General features: G+C 73.4%; 15 protein-coding genes and 3 tRNA genes. 12 read left to right on the plus strand and 6 right to left on the minus strand.

The genetic code is table 11. The features are described 5' to 3' along the window. Positions 1 to 344: 344 nt before the first annotated feature. Genes ABD331_RS23825 through ABD331_RS23835 form a run of 3 tightly spaced genes read right to left on the minus strand, consistent with a single transcriptional unit; the run spans position 345 to position 3,249 of the window. Complete coding sequence (locus ABD331_RS23825; RefSeq protein ID WP_344478456.1) at positions 345 to 1,175, minus strand: aminotransferase class IV; 831 nt, start codon at positions 1,173 to 1,175, stop codon at positions 345 to 347. Further along, positions 1,172 to 2,131 carry a chorismate-binding protein gene (locus tag ABD331_RS23830; RefSeq protein ID WP_344478459.1) on the minus strand — a complete coding sequence of 320 codons (960 nt, stop codon included), beginning with the start codon at positions 2,129 to 2,131 and terminating at the stop codon, positions 1,172 to 1,174. Before ABD331_RS23830 ends, ABD331_RS23825 begins: the two co-directional genes overlap by 4 nt. Before the next feature lie 29 nt (positions 2,132 to 2,160). Continuing rightward, positions 2,161 to 3,249 carry a LysR family transcriptional regulator gene (locus tag ABD331_RS23835; protein WP_344478462.1) on the minus strand — a complete coding sequence of 363 codons (1,089 nt, stop codon included), beginning with the start codon at positions 3,247 to 3,249 and terminating at the stop codon, positions 2,161 to 2,163. 49 nt (positions 3,250 to 3,298) lie between these two features. Here ABD331_RS23835 and ABD331_RS23840 point away from each other — a divergent pair, with 49 nt between their 5' ends. Next, positions 3,299 to 4,531 (plus strand): Rid family hydrolase, encoded by a 1,233-nt coding sequence (locus ABD331_RS23840; RefSeq protein ID WP_344478466.1) that lies wholly within the window; start codon positions 3,299 to 3,301, stop codon positions 4,529 to 4,531. Positions 4,532 to 4,540: 9 nt separating this feature from the next. On the opposite strand, the gene hutH is transcribed toward ABD331_RS23840, so the two are convergent. Genes hutH through ABD331_RS23855 form a run of 3 tightly spaced genes read right to left on the minus strand, consistent with a single transcriptional unit; the run spans position 4,541 to position 7,411 of the window. Then, complete coding sequence (gene hutH / locus ABD331_RS23845) at positions 4,541 to 6,091, minus strand: histidine ammonia-lyase (protein ID WP_344478470.1); 1,551 nt, start codon at positions 6,089 to 6,091, stop codon at positions 4,541 to 4,543. Positions 6,092 to 6,107: 16 nt separating this feature from the next. After that, positions 6,108 to 6,815 carry an ArsR/SmtB family transcription factor gene (locus tag ABD331_RS23850; protein ID WP_344478475.1) on the minus strand — a complete coding sequence of 236 codons (708 nt, stop codon included), beginning with the start codon at positions 6,813 to 6,815 and terminating at the stop codon, positions 6,108 to 6,110. Between the two features lie 44 nt (positions 6,816 to 6,859). Next, positions 6,860 to 7,411 (minus strand): hemerythrin domain-containing protein, encoded by a 552-nt coding sequence (locus ABD331_RS23855; RefSeq protein WP_344478478.1) that lies wholly within the window; start codon positions 7,409 to 7,411, stop codon positions 6,860 to 6,862. A gap of 101 nt (positions 7,412 to 7,512) precedes the next feature. Here ABD331_RS23855 and ABD331_RS23860 point away from each other — a divergent pair, with 101 nt between their 5' ends. From ABD331_RS23860 to ABD331_RS23910, 11 genes are all read left to right on the plus strand, one after another. Next, positions 7,513 to 8,712: a hypothetical protein gene (locus tag ABD331_RS23860; RefSeq protein ID WP_344478482.1), complete on the plus strand. Its 1,200-nt coding sequence runs from the start codon at positions 7,513 to 7,515 to the stop codon at positions 8,710 to 8,712. 130 nt (positions 8,713 to 8,842) lie between these two features. After that, on the plus strand, positions 8,843 to 9,568 hold the full coding sequence (locus ABD331_RS23865) for an SDR family oxidoreductase (protein WP_344478486.1): 726 nt from the start codon (positions 8,843 to 8,845) through the stop codon (positions 9,566 to 9,568). 87 nt (positions 9,569 to 9,655) lie between these two features. Then, positions 9,656 to 9,727, plus strand: a tRNA-Gly gene (locus ABD331_RS23870). A 15-nt stretch (positions 9,728 to 9,742) separates the two neighbouring features. Then, positions 9,743 to 9,813: transfer RNA gene (locus tag ABD331_RS23875), tRNA-Cys, on the plus strand. 5 nt (positions 9,814 to 9,818) lie between these two features. Next, positions 9,819 to 9,893 (plus strand) — tRNA-Val (locus tag ABD331_RS23880). Positions 9,894 to 10,137: 244 nt separating this feature from the next. Then, a complete protein-coding gene (locus ABD331_RS23885; protein ID WP_344478490.1) occupies positions 10,138 to 12,906 on the plus strand; it encodes a hypothetical protein in 2,769 nt (922 codons plus the stop codon). Between the two features lie 15 nt (positions 12,907 to 12,921). Next, positions 12,922 to 13,353, plus strand: coding sequence for a nuclear transport factor 2 family protein (locus ABD331_RS23890; protein ID WP_344478494.1), 432 nt, complete (start codon positions 12,922 to 12,924; stop codon positions 13,351 to 13,353). Positions 13,354 to 13,544: 191 nt separating this feature from the next. Then, positions 13,545 to 15,413, plus strand: coding sequence for a hypothetical protein (locus ABD331_RS23895; protein ID WP_344478499.1), 1,869 nt, complete (start codon positions 13,545 to 13,547; stop codon positions 15,411 to 15,413). Positions 15,414 to 15,530: 117 nt separating this feature from the next. Further along, positions 15,531 to 16,754 (plus strand): rod shape-determining protein, encoded by a 1,224-nt coding sequence (gene mreB / locus ABD331_RS23900; protein ID WP_344478504.1) that lies wholly within the window; start codon positions 15,531 to 15,533, stop codon positions 16,752 to 16,754. Continuing rightward, positions 16,751 to 17,488, plus strand: a complete 738-nt coding sequence (mreC, locus tag ABD331_RS23905; protein ID WP_344478509.1) for a rod shape-determining protein MreC — start codon at positions 16,751 to 16,753, stop codon at positions 17,486 to 17,488. The genes mreB and mreC overlap by 4 nt, the downstream gene beginning before the upstream one ends. Positions 17,489 to 17,589: 101 nt before the next feature. Next, the gene (locus ABD331_RS23910) at positions 17,590 to 18,120 is read left to right on the plus strand and encodes a rod shape-determining protein MreD (RefSeq protein ID WP_425566024.1); all 531 of its coding nucleotides are present in this window, start codon (positions 17,590 to 17,592) and stop codon (positions 18,118 to 18,120) included. Positions 18,121 to 18,156 lie beyond the last annotated feature (36 nt).

An 18,156-nucleotide genomic window follows, 5' to 3' on the forward strand; every position in this document is an offset into this window, starting at 1 on the left:
GCCGTAAACGCAAGAGATCACAGCGGCGGCCAGGACTGGGGTACGCGGCATCCCCCCGCACCCCTCCCGGAAACCAGTAAAGGCTGGGCGGCGCGCAATTCCGGTCGTCTCCGGAGGCGACTTCGGCACCGTCCGGGTAGCGCAGCCGAATGTGCAGCGACGTGCTCTCTCGACGTCGTAGGCGTGGATCAGTGGCAGCGGGACTGCGAGTGCGGGAGTGCGTGCCAGCACGCGCTCCACGGTGACGATCGCCATCCCACTCATAACGCAACTCACCCCGGAGCCGAACGCGGAAAATGGTCTCCCCCGGCCGGCGCGGCCAGGGGAGCCGTCAAGCGACGTGGTCAGGGGTTGAGGTCGGCGGCCGAGCGTTCGGCGAAGATGCGCATGACCTTGGTGGTGATGGGGCCGGGGGCGACGGGAAGCTCGGTGTCGTCGACCAGCTTGATGGGCTGCACGTCGCGCGTCGTGGAGGTGAGGAACGCCTCCTCGGCCTCGTAGAGCGCGGAGAGCGGCACGTCGGACTCCTCGCCGCCGCACCATTCGAGCACCAGCGCGCGGGTGACGCCGGCCAGGCAGCCGGAGGCGAGGGTGGGGGTGAGCAGGCGGCCGTCGCGGACGACGAAGATGTTGGAGCCGGTGCCCTCGCACAGGTTGCCGGCGAGGTTGCCGAAGATGGCCTCGCCGCCGCCGCGCTTCTTGGCGTGCAGCAGGGCCTTGGCGTTGTCGCCGTACGAGGTGCTCTTGACCCCCGACAGGGCGCCGCGCTCGTTGCGCGGCCAGGGGACGACGGCCACGTTCGCGGTGGCGGGGAACGGCTTCTGCTCGTCCACGATGACGACGGCGGTGGTGCCCTGGTCGCCGCGGTCGGAGCCGAGGGGGCCGGGGCCGCTGGTGTAGGTGACGCGGATGCGGCCCAGCGCCCAGGCGGGCGCGACCTCCAGGAGCTTGGTGATGCCGTCGGCGATGGCGTCGACGTCGGGGTCGGGCAGGTCCATGCGCTGGGCTGAGAGGGTGAGCCGATCGAGGTGCCGGGTGAGCGCGAACGACCTGCCGTCCACGATCTTGATGGTCTCGAAGACGCCGTCGCCGACCATCAGCCCGTGGTCGAACACCGACACGGTGGCTTGAGCGGGGTCGATCAGCTCCCCGTTGACCCAGACAGGGATGTTCATTCAGTTGCCTCCTGTGGATGCGTGGATGCCAGTGCGATGAGCCTGGCTGCTTTGAGCTCGGTCTCGAGCCACTCGCGCCGGGGGTCGCTGCCCCAGGTGATGCCCGCTCCCGTGCCGAACCGGATCTCGCTGCCTGAGATCCAGAATGTTCTGATGCCTACGGCCAGCGCCGCCTTGCCCCGGTCGGCGTCGACCCAGCCCACGGCCCCACAGTACGGGCCGCGGGGGGCTGGTTCGAGCTCATTGATGATGCGCAGAGCCGACGATTTGGGAGCGCCTGTGACGGATCCGGGCGGGAAAGTCGCCGCGAAGAGCTCCGGCCAGCCCGTCCCCGGCGCGAGCCTGGCCCGCACGGTGGAGACGAGGTGGACGAGCCCGGGGTGCTCCTCGACCGCGCACAGCGACGGCACCTCGACCGAGCCGACGGCCGCGACCCTGCCGAGGTCGTTGCGGACGAGGTCGACGATCATGACGTTCTCGGCGTAGTCCTTGTCCAGCAGGTCGCCGGCGGTGGCGCCGGTGCCCTTGATGGGCCTGGACTCGACGACGTCCCCGTCACGCGAGAGGTACAGCTCGGGCGAGGCCGACACCACGCTCAGGCCTGGCACGTCGATGACCGCGGCGTACGGGGCGGGGTTGCCGGCCGCGAGCCGGGCCGCCAGCGCGAGCGGATCGGCGTCGCGGGGCACGGGGGCGCTCAGGACGCGGCAGAGGTTGGCCTGGTAGACCTCGCCCTGCTCGATGTAGTCGCGGATGATCCGCACGCCGCGCTCGTAGGCGGCCTGGTCGAGCGAGCTGCGCCACTGGCCGGGGCGGGGCCCGTGCCAGGGGGCGGCGGGTACGGGCAGGGGTGACCTGCGCACCCGGTCGAACCGGGCGCACGTGACCTTGCCCTCGTAGTCGACCACGACGGCCCACCAGCCCTGGCCGTCGAGCGCGGCGAGGTCCGAGGTCACATCCCGCAGCCCACTGGCGGAAAGGCCGCCTAAGTGGGCGAATCCGTCGTACACACTTCCCATTCTCCCAGCATCTCGACCAGCTCCAGCGCGGCGGGCAGTGGCGACTCGGGGAGGGCCGCGTAGACCCGGCGTGCGGGGGTCGTACCGCCTCTGAGTGGTTTGAGCACCAGATCCGCCGGTACGGCCCGCGCCGCGAGCTCCGGCACCAGCGTCACGCCGAGCCCTGCGGCGACGAATCCGAACTTGCCCGACCATTCCGCCACCCGGGGCCCGCCGCGCGGCCGGAACCCGGCCGCCGCGCACGCCGTGACCAGCAGCGTCGGCTGGCCGCGCGGGGCGGCCTCGATCCAGCTCTCCTCGGCCAGGTCGCGCAGGTCCACGTCGGGCTCGCCGGCCAGCCGGTGCCCGGCGGGCAGCGCGACCAGCAGGCGGTCCTCACGCAGCGGGACGGTGCGCGCCCCCTCGCCGGGCAGCCCCGCCGGGTAGTCGCTGATCACGGCCACGTCGAGCGCCCCGGCGTGCAGCAGCTCCATCAGCCGGGCGCTGAGCCCCTCGGTGAGCCGCAGCTCGACGCCGGGCCGCCGCTCCAGGAACCGCTTGAGCGTGCCGGGCAGCAGGTCGATGTTGGCCGTGGCGAACGAGCCCACCCGCAGGATCCCGCCCTGCCCCCGGTGGATGGCGGCCAGTTCGTCGCCGGCGCGGTCGAGCCGGTCGAGGACGGCGACGGCGTGCCGGTGCAGGGCCGTTCCCGCCGGGGTCAGGCGTACGCCGCGGGCCAGCCGCTCGAACAGGGGCCCGCCGGCGGCGCGTTCGAGCGCGGCGACGCGGCGGGAGACCGCCGACTGGGTGTATCCGAGCAGCTCGGCGGCGGCCGTGAACGAGCCGCTCCTGGCGACCTCGTCGAAGAGCCGCAGCGCGCCGGTGTCGAGCACGCGCGACGCGCCGGTGTCGGGGACGCTCGACGCGCCGGTGTCGGGGACGCTCGACGCGCCGCTGCCGGGAAGCCGCGGCGTCCCGGCGTCAAAACCGGTGTCGGGAAGCTGCGGCGTCCCCGGGTCAAAGCCGGTGGTGGGAAGCTGCGGGGTCCCGGAATCGGAGGCATTCGTATCAGGCATGGCTGCCATGCAATCTAGTCGGTGGTGGAATACCTCGCCAAGGTGTTCCATGTCCCCCGTGATTACTTTTCTCGGACAGGGGCGCATGGGCGCCCCCATGGCCCGGCGACTCGTGGAGGCCGGGCACCAGGTGACGACGTGGCGGCGCGCGGACGGGGTGCCCGTGGCGGCGGCGGTGGACGGCGCCGACCTGGTCATCACTATGCTCAGCGACCCGGCGGCGGTGCGCGAGGTGCTGACGGCGGCGCTGCCGGGGTTGCGGCCGGGGGCGACGGTGGTGGAGATGTCCACGATCGGGCCGGAGGCGGTGCGGGAGCTGCGCGCGCTGCTGCCGGCGGAGGTGGGGCTGGTGGACGCGCCGGTGCTGGGCAGCGTGGGGCCCGCCGCCGACGGCACGCTGACCGTGCTGGCCGGTGGTGACGTGCGGCGCTGGCGGGAGATCTTGTCGGTGTTCGGGACGGTGCGTGAGTGCGGGCCGCTCGGGTCGGGCGCCGCGATGAAGATCGCCGTCATGAGCGCGCTGGTGCCCGCGCAGGTGCTGCTGGCCGAGACGTTCGCGTACGGCGAGGCGCACGGCGTGGACCGGGACGCGTTGATCGACGTGCTGTCGGGCACCCCGCTGGGCACGCTGGCCGAGCGGCTGCGCGTGCCGTCCGCCGAGACCCGCTACTCGCTCGCGCACGCCACCAAGGACCTGGGGCTGGGGGCGTGGCCGGGCGCGACGATGGCCACGGCCGCGCGGGCCAGGATGCAGCAGGCGCGGGCGGCCGGGCTGGGCGAACGCGACCTGACCGCCATCGCCGAGCACGTGGGCGGGGGCGGCACCGAGCGGCAGGCCGAGCGCGAGCGCGAGCGCGGAGGCGGGGGCGGGGGCGGGGGCGGCGCCGGGCGGCGGGCCGTGCCGCTCAACCTGCCGACCATCCCCGCCACCAACGGCATGTACTCGCACGCCGTCCGCGTCGGCGACATGCTCTACGTCTCCGGCCAGGCCGCCTTCGACGAGCAGGGCAACGTCGTCGGCGAGGGCTCGATGGAGGAGCAGGCCGAGCACGTCTTCCAGGTCATCTCACGCATCCTGGCCGATCAGGGGGCGACGTTCGACGACATCGCGTTCATCAGGACGTACCTGACGGACATGGACGACCGGGTCGCGTACGGACAGGTGCGCAGGAAGTACATCACCGGCACGGCCCCGGCCAGCACGACGGTCGAGGTGTCGAAGCTGTTCATGCCGGGGCTGCTGCTGGAGGTGGACCTGATCGTGGCCCTGCCCGAAAGCTAATCCTGGAAGCTAGTCCAGGGGGCCGGTGACCGTCTCGGCCGCCGCGACCACGCCGCCGTCGGCCACCAGGCGCACGGCGGAGTCGATCTCCGGCGCCAGGAACCGGTCGGGGCCCGGCGCGGGCACGGTCTCGCGCAGCGCCCTGACCACGGCCGCCGTCGCGGGCGCGGGCTCCAGCGGGGCCCGCAGGTCGAGCGCGCGGGCGGCGGTGAGCACCTCGACGGCCAGCACCCTGGTCAGCCCGTCGACGGACCTGCGCAGCTTGCGGGCCGCCGACCAGCCCATGGAGACGTGGTCCTCCTGCATGGCCGAGCTGGGGATGGAGTCGACGCTGGCGGGCACGGCCAGGCGCTTCAGCTCCGACACGACGGCCGCCTGGGTGTACTGGGCGATCATGTGGCCGGAGTCGACGCCGGGGTCGTCGGCCAGGAACGCGGGCAGGCCGTGGTTGCGGGCCACGTCCAGGAAGCGGTCGGTGCGGCGCTCCGACATGGAGGCCAGGTCGGCGGCCACGACGGCGAGGAAGTCCAGCACGTACGCCAGGGGCGCGCCGTGGAAGTTGCCGTTCGACTCCACGCGGCCGTCGGTCAGCACGGCCGGGTTGTCGATGGCGCTGGCCAGCTCCCGCCCTGCCACGGTGGCGGCGTGCGCGATCGTGTCGCGGACCGCGCCGGCCACCTGGGGTGCGCAGCGCAGCGAGTACGCGTCCTGGACGCGGGTGCAGGCCGCCGGGTCGCGGTGGCTGGCCATGATGCCCGAGTCGCGCAGCACCTTGGTCATGTTGGCGGCCGACAGCGCCTGCCCCGGGTGCGGACGCAGCGCCTGCAGCTCGGGCGCGAACACGCGGTCGGTGCCCAGCAGCGCCTCCACGCTCATCGCGGCGCTCACGTCGGCGGTCCTGACGAGCCTGCTGAGGTCGTCGATGGCGAGGATCAGCATGCCGAGCATGCCGTCCGTGCCGTTGATCAGCGCCAGGCCCTCCTTGGCGGCCAGCTCGACGGGGTCGATCCTGGCCTGCTTGAGCGCCTCGGCCGCCGGTTGGACGGTGCCCGAGGCGTCCCGTACGACGCCCTCGCCCATGAGGGTGAGCGCCACGTGCGCCAGCGGCGCGAGGTCGCCGGAGCAGCCGAGGCTGCCGTACTCGTGCACGATCGGCGTGATGCCCGCGCTGATCAGCGCGGCGAGGGTCTTGGCCGTGGTGGGCCTGACGCCGGTGTGGCCGGTGGCCAGCGTGCTCAGCCGCAGCAGCATGAGCGCCCGCACCACCTCGGTCTCCACCTCGGGCCCGCTGCCGGCCGCGTGCGAGCGCACCAGCGAGCGCTGGAGCTGGGCGCGCAGCGCCGGGTCGATGTGGCGGGTGGCCAGCGCGCCGAACCCGGTCGAGATGCCGTACGCCGGCACCGGGCTCTCGGCCAGCTCGTTCACCCGCTGGCGGGCCGCCGAGACGGCGGCGATGGCATCGTCGCTGAGTTGTACGGGGGCTCCGTGGCGGGCCACCCTGATGACGTCGTCGAAGGTGAGGGGCTCCGGACCGACGGTCACGACCTCGTTGTCGCGCATGGTGCGTCTCTCTCGTTCAGGTAACCGGCGTAACCGATGTTAGCCCCTTACCGGAGAACAGTTCCGACAGGCCCTGCCTGCCCTCGTCGGTGAGGACCACCGCCCTCGGCACGTTGCCCCGCCGGTACCATCCCCGTTCGAACAGCACCTCCGTGATCGCCGCGCCCAGCGCGCCGCCGAGGTGCGCGCGGCGCTCGGTCCAGTCGAGGCACTCGGGCGCGAAGCGCCGTCTCGACCGGCGGGCGCCCGCCACGTCCACGCCCAGCCGCGACAGCAGCCGCTCCCCCGCCTCCGTCACGTCGTGCCCGTCGTAGCAGCCGCTCTCCTTGAGCCGGTCGAGCAGCCCGACCCCGGCCCTGCCTGCCAGGTGGTCGTAGCAGGTGCGGGCCTCCTCAAGCTGTCTGGCCTGGCGCGACTGGCGCAGCGAGCGCACCGGCGGGCGGGCGCTGATCCGCGCCAGCACCTCCAGCACCTCGGCGATCTCGTGCCCGGCCAGGCGGTAGTAGCGGTGGCGGCCCTGGCGCACGACGTCCACGAGCCGGCCGTCGAGCAGCTTGGCCAGGTGGGCGCTCGCGGTGGCGGCGCTCACCCCGGCCAGCCTGGCCAGCTCGCCCGCCGCCAGCGCCCGCCCGCCGAGCAGCGCCGTCAGGATCGCGGCCCGCGTGGGGTCGGCGATCAGCGCGGCGACGGGAGCGATGTCCGCGTCCCTGGCGATGTGTTCCATGCCTGCGACGCTAGTACGAGGACCTTTCGACGCGCGTCGAAGGGTCAGCGTTTGCCCAGGGCCTTTCTGATCAGCTCGCGCGCCCGGTCCATGACCACCAGCGGCGGGCCCATCAGCAGGTTCTTGGCGGCGGACTCCGTGCCGGGATGCGGGCGGGTCGGCGCGAGCGACTCGGCCGCGCGCACCGCCGCCGCCATCGCCCGCCGCTCCACGACGGACGTCCGCGCGCGCAGGCGGACGAACTCGTAACGCTCCTCGCTGCGGGCGTGCGTGAAGACGGCGGTACGCAGCGCCGCGAGGCCGTCCCAGAACTGCGGATGGTCCACGCCGCTCTTGTGCAGGTCGAGCAGGAGGCGCTTGGCCCTGTTCTCCTCGGTCAGCCGGTCGGCCACCACGCCCTGGCCGTTGTCGAGCTTGCGGCGCGCGTACGGGTGGACGATCTCCTCCTCGGCCGTCTCGTGCACGGACAACATGCGCGTCAGCCGGTCGAAGGCGTCACCCACCTTGTCCGGAGGCGCCTGCTCCACTTCGTCGAACAGATCCCTGATCTGACCGTGCTGGGCCATCAGGAGCTCGATGACATCTTGTTCAGCCACGTCAGCGCCCGTACCCCGGCCCGCACCCGGCACGCGCCGCCTTACCGAAAGCGGACCGAACGCGGAGGTTGCCCGGATAGGCGCCGGGTACGCGCAGCGGCATGGCCTTCGACCCACTCCAGCAGCGGGGCATCCCGCTCGACGAGCAGCTCCGTGACTGGCGGGAGCTGAACGTCACGCCGATCGACCCGGACCACGCCGACCCGTACACGCGGTGCCGGATCATCACGATGAACGGGATCGAGACCGAGGCGATCCTGTTCAGCCACCAGCTCGCCCGGCACTGCCCGGACCTGGAGCTCAAGCAGCAGCTCGCCCGCGTCCGCTTTGTCGAGGCGCAGCAGCAGAAGGCGGTCAACTGGCTGCTGCCGGGGACGTCGTCGGTGCTGGAGACGACGATCGCCTACGAGCAGGTGGCGGTGGACCTGACGGCGTGGGTCGCGCGGATGGAGCCGGACTCGTACCTCAAACAGGCCTACCAGTTCGGCGTGCTGGAGGACTTCGACCACCTGTACCGGTACGCCAACCTGTACGAGATGATCGAGCACCGCAAGGCCGAGAAGATCGTCGACGGGCTGACCGAGGTGATGCCGGGCCGCCCCACGTACCTGCACCACCGCGACCCGCTCGACAACGTGCGCCAGCCGTACGACCGGAGCGTCACCGAGCCGCTGTCCCGGCTGCACGCCCTGACCGTCATGGCGGCCGAGCAGCAGACGATGAACTTCTACATGAACGTCGGCCCCGCCTGCATGGAGCCGATCGCGCGGCAGCTCTACCAGGAGATCGCGATGGTGGAGGAGGAGCACGTCACCCACTACGAGTCGCTGGTGGACCCCGGTGAGAGCTGGTGGGAGATGCTGCTCAACCACGAGTACAACGAGTGCTACCTGTACTACTCGTTCATGGAGACCGAGTCCGATCCCAAGGTGAAGAACATCTGGGAGCTGCACCTGAACATGGAGCTGGAGCATCTGCGGCTGGCGGCCGACCTGTTCAGGCGGTTCGACGGGCGCGAGCCGGACCAGGTGCTGGCTCCCGCGCTGCCGCCGCCCGTGACGTTCGAGCCGAACAAGGCCTACATCCGGGAGCTGCTCGCCACCCAGATCGACTGCACGACGCTGGGCACGGGGTACGTGAAAGAGGCGCACGAGCGGTTCACCCGGATGCAGGAGGCCGTGATGAACGGGGAGAAGCCGGCGTCCGAGCGGGTCATCGACGACAACCGGGCGATCTCGGGGCGCGAGTACCGGCTGGAGACGGAGGGGCCGCATCCGGCGGGCCTCCAGCTCAGCAGCTGACCGGCAGGTCGGCGGGCCTCCGGCGCAGGCGCTGCCGGCCGGTCGGCGGGCCGTCGGCTCAGGCGCGGACGGGCCGGTCGGTGGACCTCCGGCTCGGGCGCCGACCGTCGCCGGGTTAGAGTTCGGCCCCATGACAACAGTCGCGCTCGTCACCGGCGCCTCGCGCGGCCTCGGGGCCGCCATCGCCCGCAGGCTGGCCGCCGACGGCCTGGCCGTGGCCGTCAACTACCACTCCGACCACGCCGGAGCCGAGCAGGTCGTGGAGTCCGTCCGCGCGGCGGGCGGCGTCGCCGAGGCGTTCGCCGCCGACGTCACGGACGAGACCGCCGTCGAGCGCCTGGCCGCCGCCGTCACCGACCGGCTCGGCCCGGTCGGGGTGCTGGTGGCCAACGCGACGGGCCCGCAGCCGACCATCGCGGTCGAGGACCTCACCTGGCAGTCGCACCTCGACCAGCTCACCTTCTTCGTCAAGAGCCCGACGCTGCTCGTGCAGGCGGTCCTGCCGGGCATGCGGGAGCGGGGCGGCGGCCGGGTCATCCAGATCGGCTCCGACATCGTGGACCGCAAACTGCCAGAAAGCTCCGCCTACACCGCCGCCAAGGCCGCCCAGCACGCGCTCACCCAGGTGTGGGCCAAGGAGCTGGGCGCGCACGGCATCACGGTGAACGTGGTCGCGCCCGGCTGGATCCCGGTGGAACGGCACGAGGGCCTGGACGAGAGCGCCTACCGGGAGGAGGTGCCGCTGCGGCGGATGGGCATGCCGGAGGACGTCGCGGCGGCGGTGTCGTACCTCGCCTCGGAGGGCGGCGCTTTCGTCACCGGCCAGCGCCTCACCGTCAACGGCGGGCACACCTGACCTGGGCGGGCGTATTCCAGTTTGGGGACTCGGCCAGGATTCGCTAGAGTTCTCTCGTCGCCCCGGGGTTGAGCCTGCGGGGTTGATGCGGAAGTGGCTCAGTGGTAGAGCATCACCTTGCCAAGGTGAGGGTCGCGGGTTCGAATCCCGTCTTCCGCTCGGAGCTTCCGGCTCGGTGGTGTGGCCGAGAGGCAAGGCAGCGGCCTGCAAAGCCGTCCACACGGGTTCAAATCCCGTCGCCACCTCGCGAGGACGATTAGCTCAGCGGGAGAGCGCTTCCCTGACACGGAAGAGGTCACTGGTTCAATCCCAGTATCGTCCACCAGCACTCCGGCCCCAGCGCCCGGCCTACACCGGGAACTGAGGCTTCTTGCTGTTCGGGGCAAGGGGATGCGCGCGTGCTCGCCTGGCGCGGTCGCGGGGAGTCACTCCAGCAGGCGGTTCGTGCTGAGGCTGCCCGGCGAGGAGGCCGTCATCCTCACCAGGCGGCCAGTTCCAGGTCACCGGGCGCGCGCAAGCGGGTCGTGGCGGGCAGATGACAGGGCGTGGCGAAGACGACCCAAACTTTGATGAACCAGGCGGCCCCGGCGGCGGCGGCGCGAACAACGACGACGCGGACTTTCCTGCTCGCCTCCGCGGGCTCCGCGCTGGGCCTGGCCGCCCTGTGCGCGCTCCCCGCCGTCGGCGGTTTCCTGCTCGACCGGGCCGTGGCGGCGACGCTGGTCTTCCCCGGGCTGGGGCACGGGCAGGCGGCCGGCACGGCGGTGACGCTCGGCGCGTTCTGCGTGATGCTGACCGGCGGGGGGTACCTCGCCTACCGGTGGTCCGGGTTCGGTGAGTCGCGGGTCGGGCTGCTCGTGTGCTGGGGGCTGGCCGGCGGGCCCGCCGGGGTGCTGGCGGTGCTGTTGTGGGCGCGGGGGCACCGGCTGCCGTTCGGCCCGTACGTCACGGACGCCGCCTCCTGGGGGATGGCGATCGCGCTGCCCGCCGCCGGGCTGGCGCTGGCCGGGACGCGGATGCTGCCCGCCGCCGGGCGGGAGCGGACCAGGACGTTCAGGCCCCGCGCGTGGGTGCTGCCGTGCCTGGTGGCCGGGTGGTCGCTGGTGTGGAGCGTGCTGCTGCGCGAACGGCTGCCGCTGCTGGGCTGGCTGCCGCTGTCGTTCAGCTACTTCGAGCAGGTCGCGGTGGTGCTGGCGACGATCGCGGCGGCGTCGCTGGAAGGGGCGCTACGGCGGCGGCTGCCGGTGGAGGGGCGGCCAGGGCGGGCGTTCGTGCTGGCGTGGATCGCACTGTCCGTCGCGCCCGTCGTGTACGCGGCCGTCGTCGCCATCGACCTGGGCATGCGGGAGCTGCTGCTGGCGGCGCCGCTGGGCACGGCGTGGATGGCCGAGTACGCGACCGACATGACGGCGGTGCTGGTGGCCGCGCCCGCGCAGACCGCGCTGCCGCCGCTCCTGCTGGCCCTGGCCGCGACCGGGGTGCAGCGGGTGCTGCGCGCCGAACCGGCCCCCGTGCCCGCCGATCCGGTGCGGACCGACCGGCGGTGGGGCCTGGTGGTGGCGGGGGCGGCCGTCGCGCTGACGTACTTCTGCCTGGCCGTGACCTCGCGGTTCACGCTGCTGACGCGGCGCACGTTCGACGCGGACACGCCCGTGACCGTGCGGGCGCTGGCGCTGCTCTCCCCGCCCGACCCCGGGCTGGGCCGGGTCGCGGTGGTGTGGTTATGGGCGATCCCGGCGGTGTTCGCGGTGGCGGCGGCGGTGCTGGTGTACGTCGCCGTACGCGGGCAGCTCGTCCGGGTCTTCCCCGTGTCGGCGTACCCCGTGCTGGTGGCGGCGGTCGCGCTGGCCGCGGCGCTGGCGTGGAACCTGGGCGGGCTGGCCGGGCTGGTGCTGACCGGGGGGCGGCCCGCCGGGATCTCACCCGCGGCGGAGGCGGCCGAGTTCGCGGTGTTCGCGGCGCCGGTGTTCGCGGCGGTGTTGTTCATCGTGCACTCGCAGGTGGGGGTGGCGCGGTTCGCGCGGGTCGTGGAGCTGGAGGGTGAGCAGAAGTGGGAGAAGCTCGCCGAGCGGTACCGGGCTTGGCGGGAGCAGGTGCGCGGGCACGTGCCGGGGAGGCGGGAGCGCGGGCTGATCGCGGCCAGGGCGGCTGGGGGTGCGCTGGTGCTGGCCGTGGTCGCCGGGGCGGTTCAGGGGTTCGGGGGGCCGGTGGATTCCGGGTCGTGGCGTGGGAGTGGGGTGTTTCTCGCGTTTCCCGTGTTGTCGGCGGGGGTTCCGGTGGCGGACAACCTGACCGGGCTGGCCTATCTCGTTCTGCTCGCGGTGCTGGTTTATGTGGGGCTGGCCAGGATGAACGTGGCGGAGCGGCGGTGGGCGGTGTGGCTGACGGTGTGGGGGATGTCGGTGCTCGCCGGGGTGGTGGCGGGGCTGGGCACGCCTGCGGGGCTGCAACTCGGCCTGCTGGCGGGACCGTTCGCGGTGGCGGGGGTGGCGGTCACGGCACGGCGGAAGCCACAGCCGACGGGTGAGACGGCCACCACGACGCGCCGTAAGACGCAACCAGCGGGCGAGGCGGCCCCCTCCACACGGCGCAAGGCGCAACCAGCGGGCGAGGCGGCCCCTACCCCACGCCGGAAGGCGCAGGCGGTGGAGGGGAAGGCGGAACCGGAGGGTGAGACGGCGGTCGCGGTGCCGCGGAAGGTGCTGCTGGGAGGAGGGCTGGCGCTGGCCGTGCTGGCGGCGGCGCCGCTCGTCCTCGTGACCGGCGAACGACACCCCCTGACGATCTCCACCGCGACCTGGCAGGAACGCCTCCCCGGCCTCACCATCGACGTCTCCTACCCCCGCACCACCGACGCCCACGACGCCAACCGGGTCAGCGCCGCGCTGGCGGCCCCCGTCCGGGCGTACGTGACGGAGGTGCTGCGCAGGCACCGCATCCACCCCACCACCCCCACGACCACGCTGACCGGCGGATACGCGCTCGTCCGCAACGACGCCGACCTGATCTCCGTCCGCTACGCGCTGACGGGCGAGCTCGGCCGCGCCGTCACCTACGACCGCCGCGCGGGCAGAACCCTCACCGTCCGGGACGTCTTCACCCCGCAAGCGTTCACCCCGGCGGGACGGCGGCGGCTGGCGGAGGTGCTGCGCCCGCTGACCCCCAAGGGCCACGACCCGCGGACAGTGAGCGTGGACAGCGACCGCCTGCTGGTCAACCTGGCCCCCGGCGCGGTGGAGCTGACGTTCGGCCGCGACTACTTCTGCGTCCCCTGCGCCCCCTTCACGGTGCGGGTGCCGGGCGATCGGCTGGCCGGCCTGGTCATCCGGCGTCCTTAGCGCGACGATCAACACATGGACCATCAGGAGATCGCCGACCGATTAGAGATCGCCGGCCTGCTCGCGCGCTACACCTACGCCATCGACTCGGGCCAGTGGGACCTGCTCGACGAGGTGTTCTGCCAGGACGCGGTGATCGACTACAGCTCGTCGGGCGGCATCAGGGGCACCAGGGACGAGGTCAAGGCGTGGCTGGCCGAGGTGCTGGTGCACTGGCCCGCCCGGCTGCACCTGATCGGCGCGGCGCGCGTCGACCTGGCCGGCGGCGAGGCGCGGGTGAGCGCGCCGTTCACCGACACGCTGGCTCCGACGCGGGAGATGGTGGCCGCGGGGACCGAGGGTTTCCTGCACGGCGGCGGCTACTACCATCACCACCTGCGCCGCACCGCGGACGGCTGGCGCAGCACCGAGCTGGTGGAGGAGCAGACCTGGCGCACGGTGTGCTGAAGTCCGGACATCTCCGTCCCGTAATTCGGTTCCGAAACTTTCCGGTTTGAGGTCCAATTGAACCGGACGACGGCAGGGAGCCGTCTCCATGGTTGTTCACCCGATAGTTCATCGGCCGGGGAAGCGGAGCGGTGGGAGGCCCGCCACCCAAGGGTGCGCCAGGTATTCAGGCTGCCACGGGGGTAAGGCCAGTGATCGAAACGCTGGAGTGGACTCTCCTCGACGGAGAGCACGCGCTGCTGGTCAAGGGGGACATGCGGCGGGCGCGTGAACGGTTCGACTACGCCTACGCGGAGGCGGCGCAGCGCGGCGAGGCCGCGGCGCTGGCCAGGGCGGCGCTCGGGCTGGGCGGGATGTGGGTGCACGAGCACCGCACGGCCGCGGCCGTGGCGACGGTGCGGCTGCGCCAGCGCGAGGCGCTGTCGCGGCTCGACGCGGACTCGCCGCTGGCGCTGCGGCTGCGGATCCGGCTGGCGGCGGAGGACGACTACCGCGCCGGCGGCATGGACGCGATCATGGCGCTGGTGTCGGAGGCGCGGGCGGCCGACGACCCGGTGGCGCTGGCAGAGGCGCTGAGCCTGGCGCACCACTGCATGCTCGGCCCCGGCGACGGGGCGCGGCGGATGGAGCTGGCCAGGGAGCTGATCGGAGTGGCCTCCCGTACGGGACGCCGGTCCGACCTGCTGATCGGCCTGCTGTGGCGCACCGTGGACCTGCTCCTGGACGCCGACCCGCACGCCGAGCGGGCCCTGGGCGAGCTGCGCATCGCGCTGGACGGCGAGGGGCAGCAGGCCATCGAGTTCGTGGTCGGCGCGATCGAGGTGATGCTGAGCACCCGGGCCGGCCGGTTCGAACAGGCCGAGGAGCGCGCCGCCACCTGCTACGAGCGGGGCATGGCGGCCGGCGACCACGACGCGCCCGGCTGGTACGTCCGCCAGCTCGCCGCCATCCGCTGGTACCAGGGCCGGATCGGCGAGCTGGTCCCGCTGCTGACCGACCTGCTGAACTCGCCCATGCTGCCCGCCGTGGACGACTCGCCGTACGCGGGCCTGGCGGTCGCGGCGGCGGCGGCCGGGGACCGGCGGCTGGCCGAGAGCATGCTGGCCAGGCTGCGCCGCAGCGTGCTGGCCGACCGGCCGCGCACGAGCACCTGGCTGATGTCGATGTACGCGATCGTGGAGGCGGCCGACCTGCTGGGCGACGCCGACCTGGCGGCCAGGGCGGGGGCGCTGCTGGCCCCGTACGCGGGACTGCCCGTCATGACGAGCCCCGGCATCGCCTGCTTCGGCTCGGCCAGGCACAGCCTGGGCGTGGCCGCGATCACCGCGGGCGACCTGGACCTGGCGATCACGCACCTGCGCAGGGCCGTGCACGAGAACCTGGCGCTGGGTCACTGGCCGGCGGTCGCGCTGTCACGCTCGCGGCTGGGGCAGGCGCTGGCGATGCGCGACGGGCCCAGGGACGAGGGGGCGCGCCGGCAGAGCGCGCTGGCCGCGCAGGAGGCCGACGCGCTCGGCATGCACGTGCCCCGGTACGTGGCCGAGCGGGTGACCTGCCGGGCGGTGGGCGCGCAGTGGCGGGTCGAGCTGGGCGCGCGGACCGCGCTGGTGGACCACTGCGTGGGCATGGTGCACCTGGCGGCGCTGCTGGCCAGCCCCGGCAAGGAGATCCCGGCCGCCGACCTGGCCGCCGGGTCGCCCGACGTGGTGCCCGGACAGGCGTCGGCGCAGCGGGTGCTGGACGGGCCGGCCGGGCGCGCGTACCGGAGCAGGCTGGCGCAGCTCGACGCCGAGATCGCCGAGCTGGAGGCCAACCATCAGGCTCAGCAGGCGCAGCAGCGGCGGGCCGAGCGCGACTGGCTGGTGGCCGAGCTGGCCTCCGCGACCGGGCTCGGCGGCCGGCCGCGCACGTTCGCGGGCAGCGAGGAGCGGGCCCGCACGGCGGTCGGCAAGGCGATCAGGCGGGCCGTGGATCGCGTCGCGATAGCCGATCCCGTCATCGGGGAGGAGCTGCGGGCGACCGTGCGGACGGGTCTGCGCTGCTCCTACGATCCCGGCTGACCTGCGCGGACTGTCACGGCTACAGACATATCGCGTTTGCGGCCAGCCTCCTTCAGGGCAGCGCCACTGAGGGCAGTGTCCCCCTGCCCCTGCCGGTCGGAAAGGCGTGTGCGGCACATGGCATTCGCATGGGCTCTTCTCGGTCATGACATAGCCGTCGATCTCGGGACGGCGAACACCCTCGTCTACGTCCGCAGGAAGGGCATCGTGCTGAACGAGCCCTCCGTCATCGCGATCAACCTGCACAAGAACACCGTCGTCGCCGTCGGCAAGGCGGCCAAGCGCATGATGGGCCGCACTCCCCCGCACATCGCCACCATCAGGCCGCTCAAGGACGGCGTGATCGCCGACCTGGACGCGGCGGAGCGCATGTTACGGCTGTTCATCCAGAAGGCGCACCCGAGCCGGTTCCTCGCCAAGCCGCGCATCGTCGTGGCCGTCCCCAGCGGCACCACCTCGATCGAGCAGCGGGCCGTCAAGGAGGCCGCGTACGAGGCGGGCGCCCGGCGGGTGCACATCATCGAGGAGCCGATGGCCGCCGCGATCGGCGCGGGCGTCAAGGTCGGCGAGGCCACCGGCAACATGGTGGTCGACATCGGCGGCGGCACCACCGAGGTCGCCATCGTGTCGATGAGCGGCGTCGTGGTGGCCAAGTCCCTGCGGGTCGGCGGCGACGAGCTGGACGAGGCGATCATCACCCACATCAAGAAGGAGCACGCGCTGCTGCTCGGCGAGCGCACCGCCGAACGCCTCAAGATCGACCTCGGCCTGGTGCGGCCCGCCCGGGTCCTCGAGGCCGACTCCGTCGGACGGCACCGCGTCGGCCTCGCCCCGCCCGTCCTCGACGAGCCGGACGACCCCGTGGACGACGAGCCCGCCGAGCAGCCCGCCCCGGCTCCGCGCGGCTGGAACCCGTTCCGCTCCAAGCCCAAGGCCGACAGCGCGACGCCGTCCGCCGCGCCGCGCACGCTCGACCCGAAGACCTCCGCCCCCGTACGCGGGCGCGACCTCGTCAGCGGCCTGCCCAAGACCGCCACCATCACCGCCGACCAGATCAGCGAGGCCATCGAGGACCAGGTGCAGGCCATCATCGACGCCGTCCAGACGACGCTCGACCAGTGCCCGGCCGAGCTGGCGGGCGACCTGCTCGACAACGGCATCGTGCTGACCGGCGGCGGCGCCCTGTTAGGGGGCCTGCCCGAGCGGATGGGCCAGGCCACCGGCATGCCCATCCGCCTCGTCGACAAGCCGCTGTACTCGGTGGCGCTCGGCGCGGGCCGCTGCGTGGAGCGCTTCCAGGCCATGCGGGACGTGCTGCTGCCCGATTGGTCACGCCGGTGAAGCGGGCGCTCGTCCTGCTCGTGCTGGGCTCCGCCGTCCTGCTCGTCGCCGTCGACAGGACGCTGACCCCGCTGACCCCCGTACGGGCGGCGGGGGCGAGCGTGTACGGCGCGGTGGAGAGCGCGTTCGCCACGGCGACCAGGGCGTTCGGCGGCCAGGACCGGCTGCGGGAGCTGGAGCGGGAGAACGCGGCGCTGCGGGCCCGGCTGCTGTCGTCCGGCACCCGGTCCGTGGCGCGGGCCGGCGTGCCGGACGGGCATCGGGGTGTGGCGGCGCACGTCGTCGGGTTCGGGCGGGGGCAGAGCGTCACCATCGACGCCGGGGTCTCTTCCGGGGTCGCGCGGGACGTGACCGTGCTGAGCACCGACGGCCTGGTGGGCAAGGTCACCTGGGCGGGGCCCGCCACGGCGTCGGTGTCGCTGATCACCGACGCGGCCTCGTCGATCGGGGCGCGGATGTCCGGGTCCGGGGAGCTGGGTGTCGTGACCGGGGTGCCTGGTGAGGGGCTGCGGTTGAGCCTGTTCGATCCGAACGCGCCGATCGAGGTGGGGGACGAGGTGGTGACGCTGGGGTCCGCCGGTGGGCGGCCGTACGTGGCCGGGGTGCCCATCGGGACGGTCGCCGTCGTGGAGGGCGAGGCGGGGGCGGCCACGCGGACGGCGCTGGTCCGGCCCGCCGCCCGGCTGTCGGCGCTCGGGCTGGTGGCGGTGATCGTGCCGCCGCCCGGGAAGTGAGCGCCGTGACCGGGCCGCGGGCTGTTGAGGTGCGGGCCAGGTGCGGGCCGCGGGCTGCTGAGGTGCGGGTTGCGGGTGCTGGAGCCGCGGAGGTGAGGGCGTTGGGGCTGGTGTTGCTCGCGCTCGTGGCGCCCCTGGTGCAGGTGGTGCTGGTCAACCGGTCGCCGTGGGGCGGGCCCGACCTGGTGGTGCTGGCCGTGGTGTGGCCGGCGCTGGCCAGGGGGCCGGTCTGGGGGTGCGTGGCGGGGCTGGTCGCGGGGCTGGCCGCCGACGTGACGCCGCCCGCCGACGGCACCTTGGGGCGCACGGCGCTGGTGCTGTCGGTGACCGGGCTGCTGGTCGGGCGGTTGCGGGCGAGCGGGCGGCCGTACGAGGGCGGCTCCGTGGGCAGGCCGTTGCTCGCCGGCGGGCTCGGGGCGGCGCTGGGCACGGTGCTGCAGGTGGCGGCGGCGGTGGCGCTCGGGGACGAGCCGTGGCGCACGGCGCTGGCCGGGCCGCCCGCCGCGCCCGCGTCCTGGGCGGCGCTCACGCTCGCCTGGACGGTGGCGCTCGGGGCCGCCGGGGGTGTCGTGGTGGCGCGCCGACGCCCGTCCGAGGACGCGCTGTCCCACCTGGCGCCGCGCCGTGTCTAGGCGCGCGCAGGTCGGCGCCGTATCCACGGGCACGCG

The sequence above is a fragment of the Nonomuraea monospora genome (assembly GCF_039531895.1).
Classification (GTDB): domain Bacteria; phylum Actinomycetota; class Actinomycetes; order Streptosporangiales; family Streptosporangiaceae; genus Nonomuraea; species Nonomuraea monospora.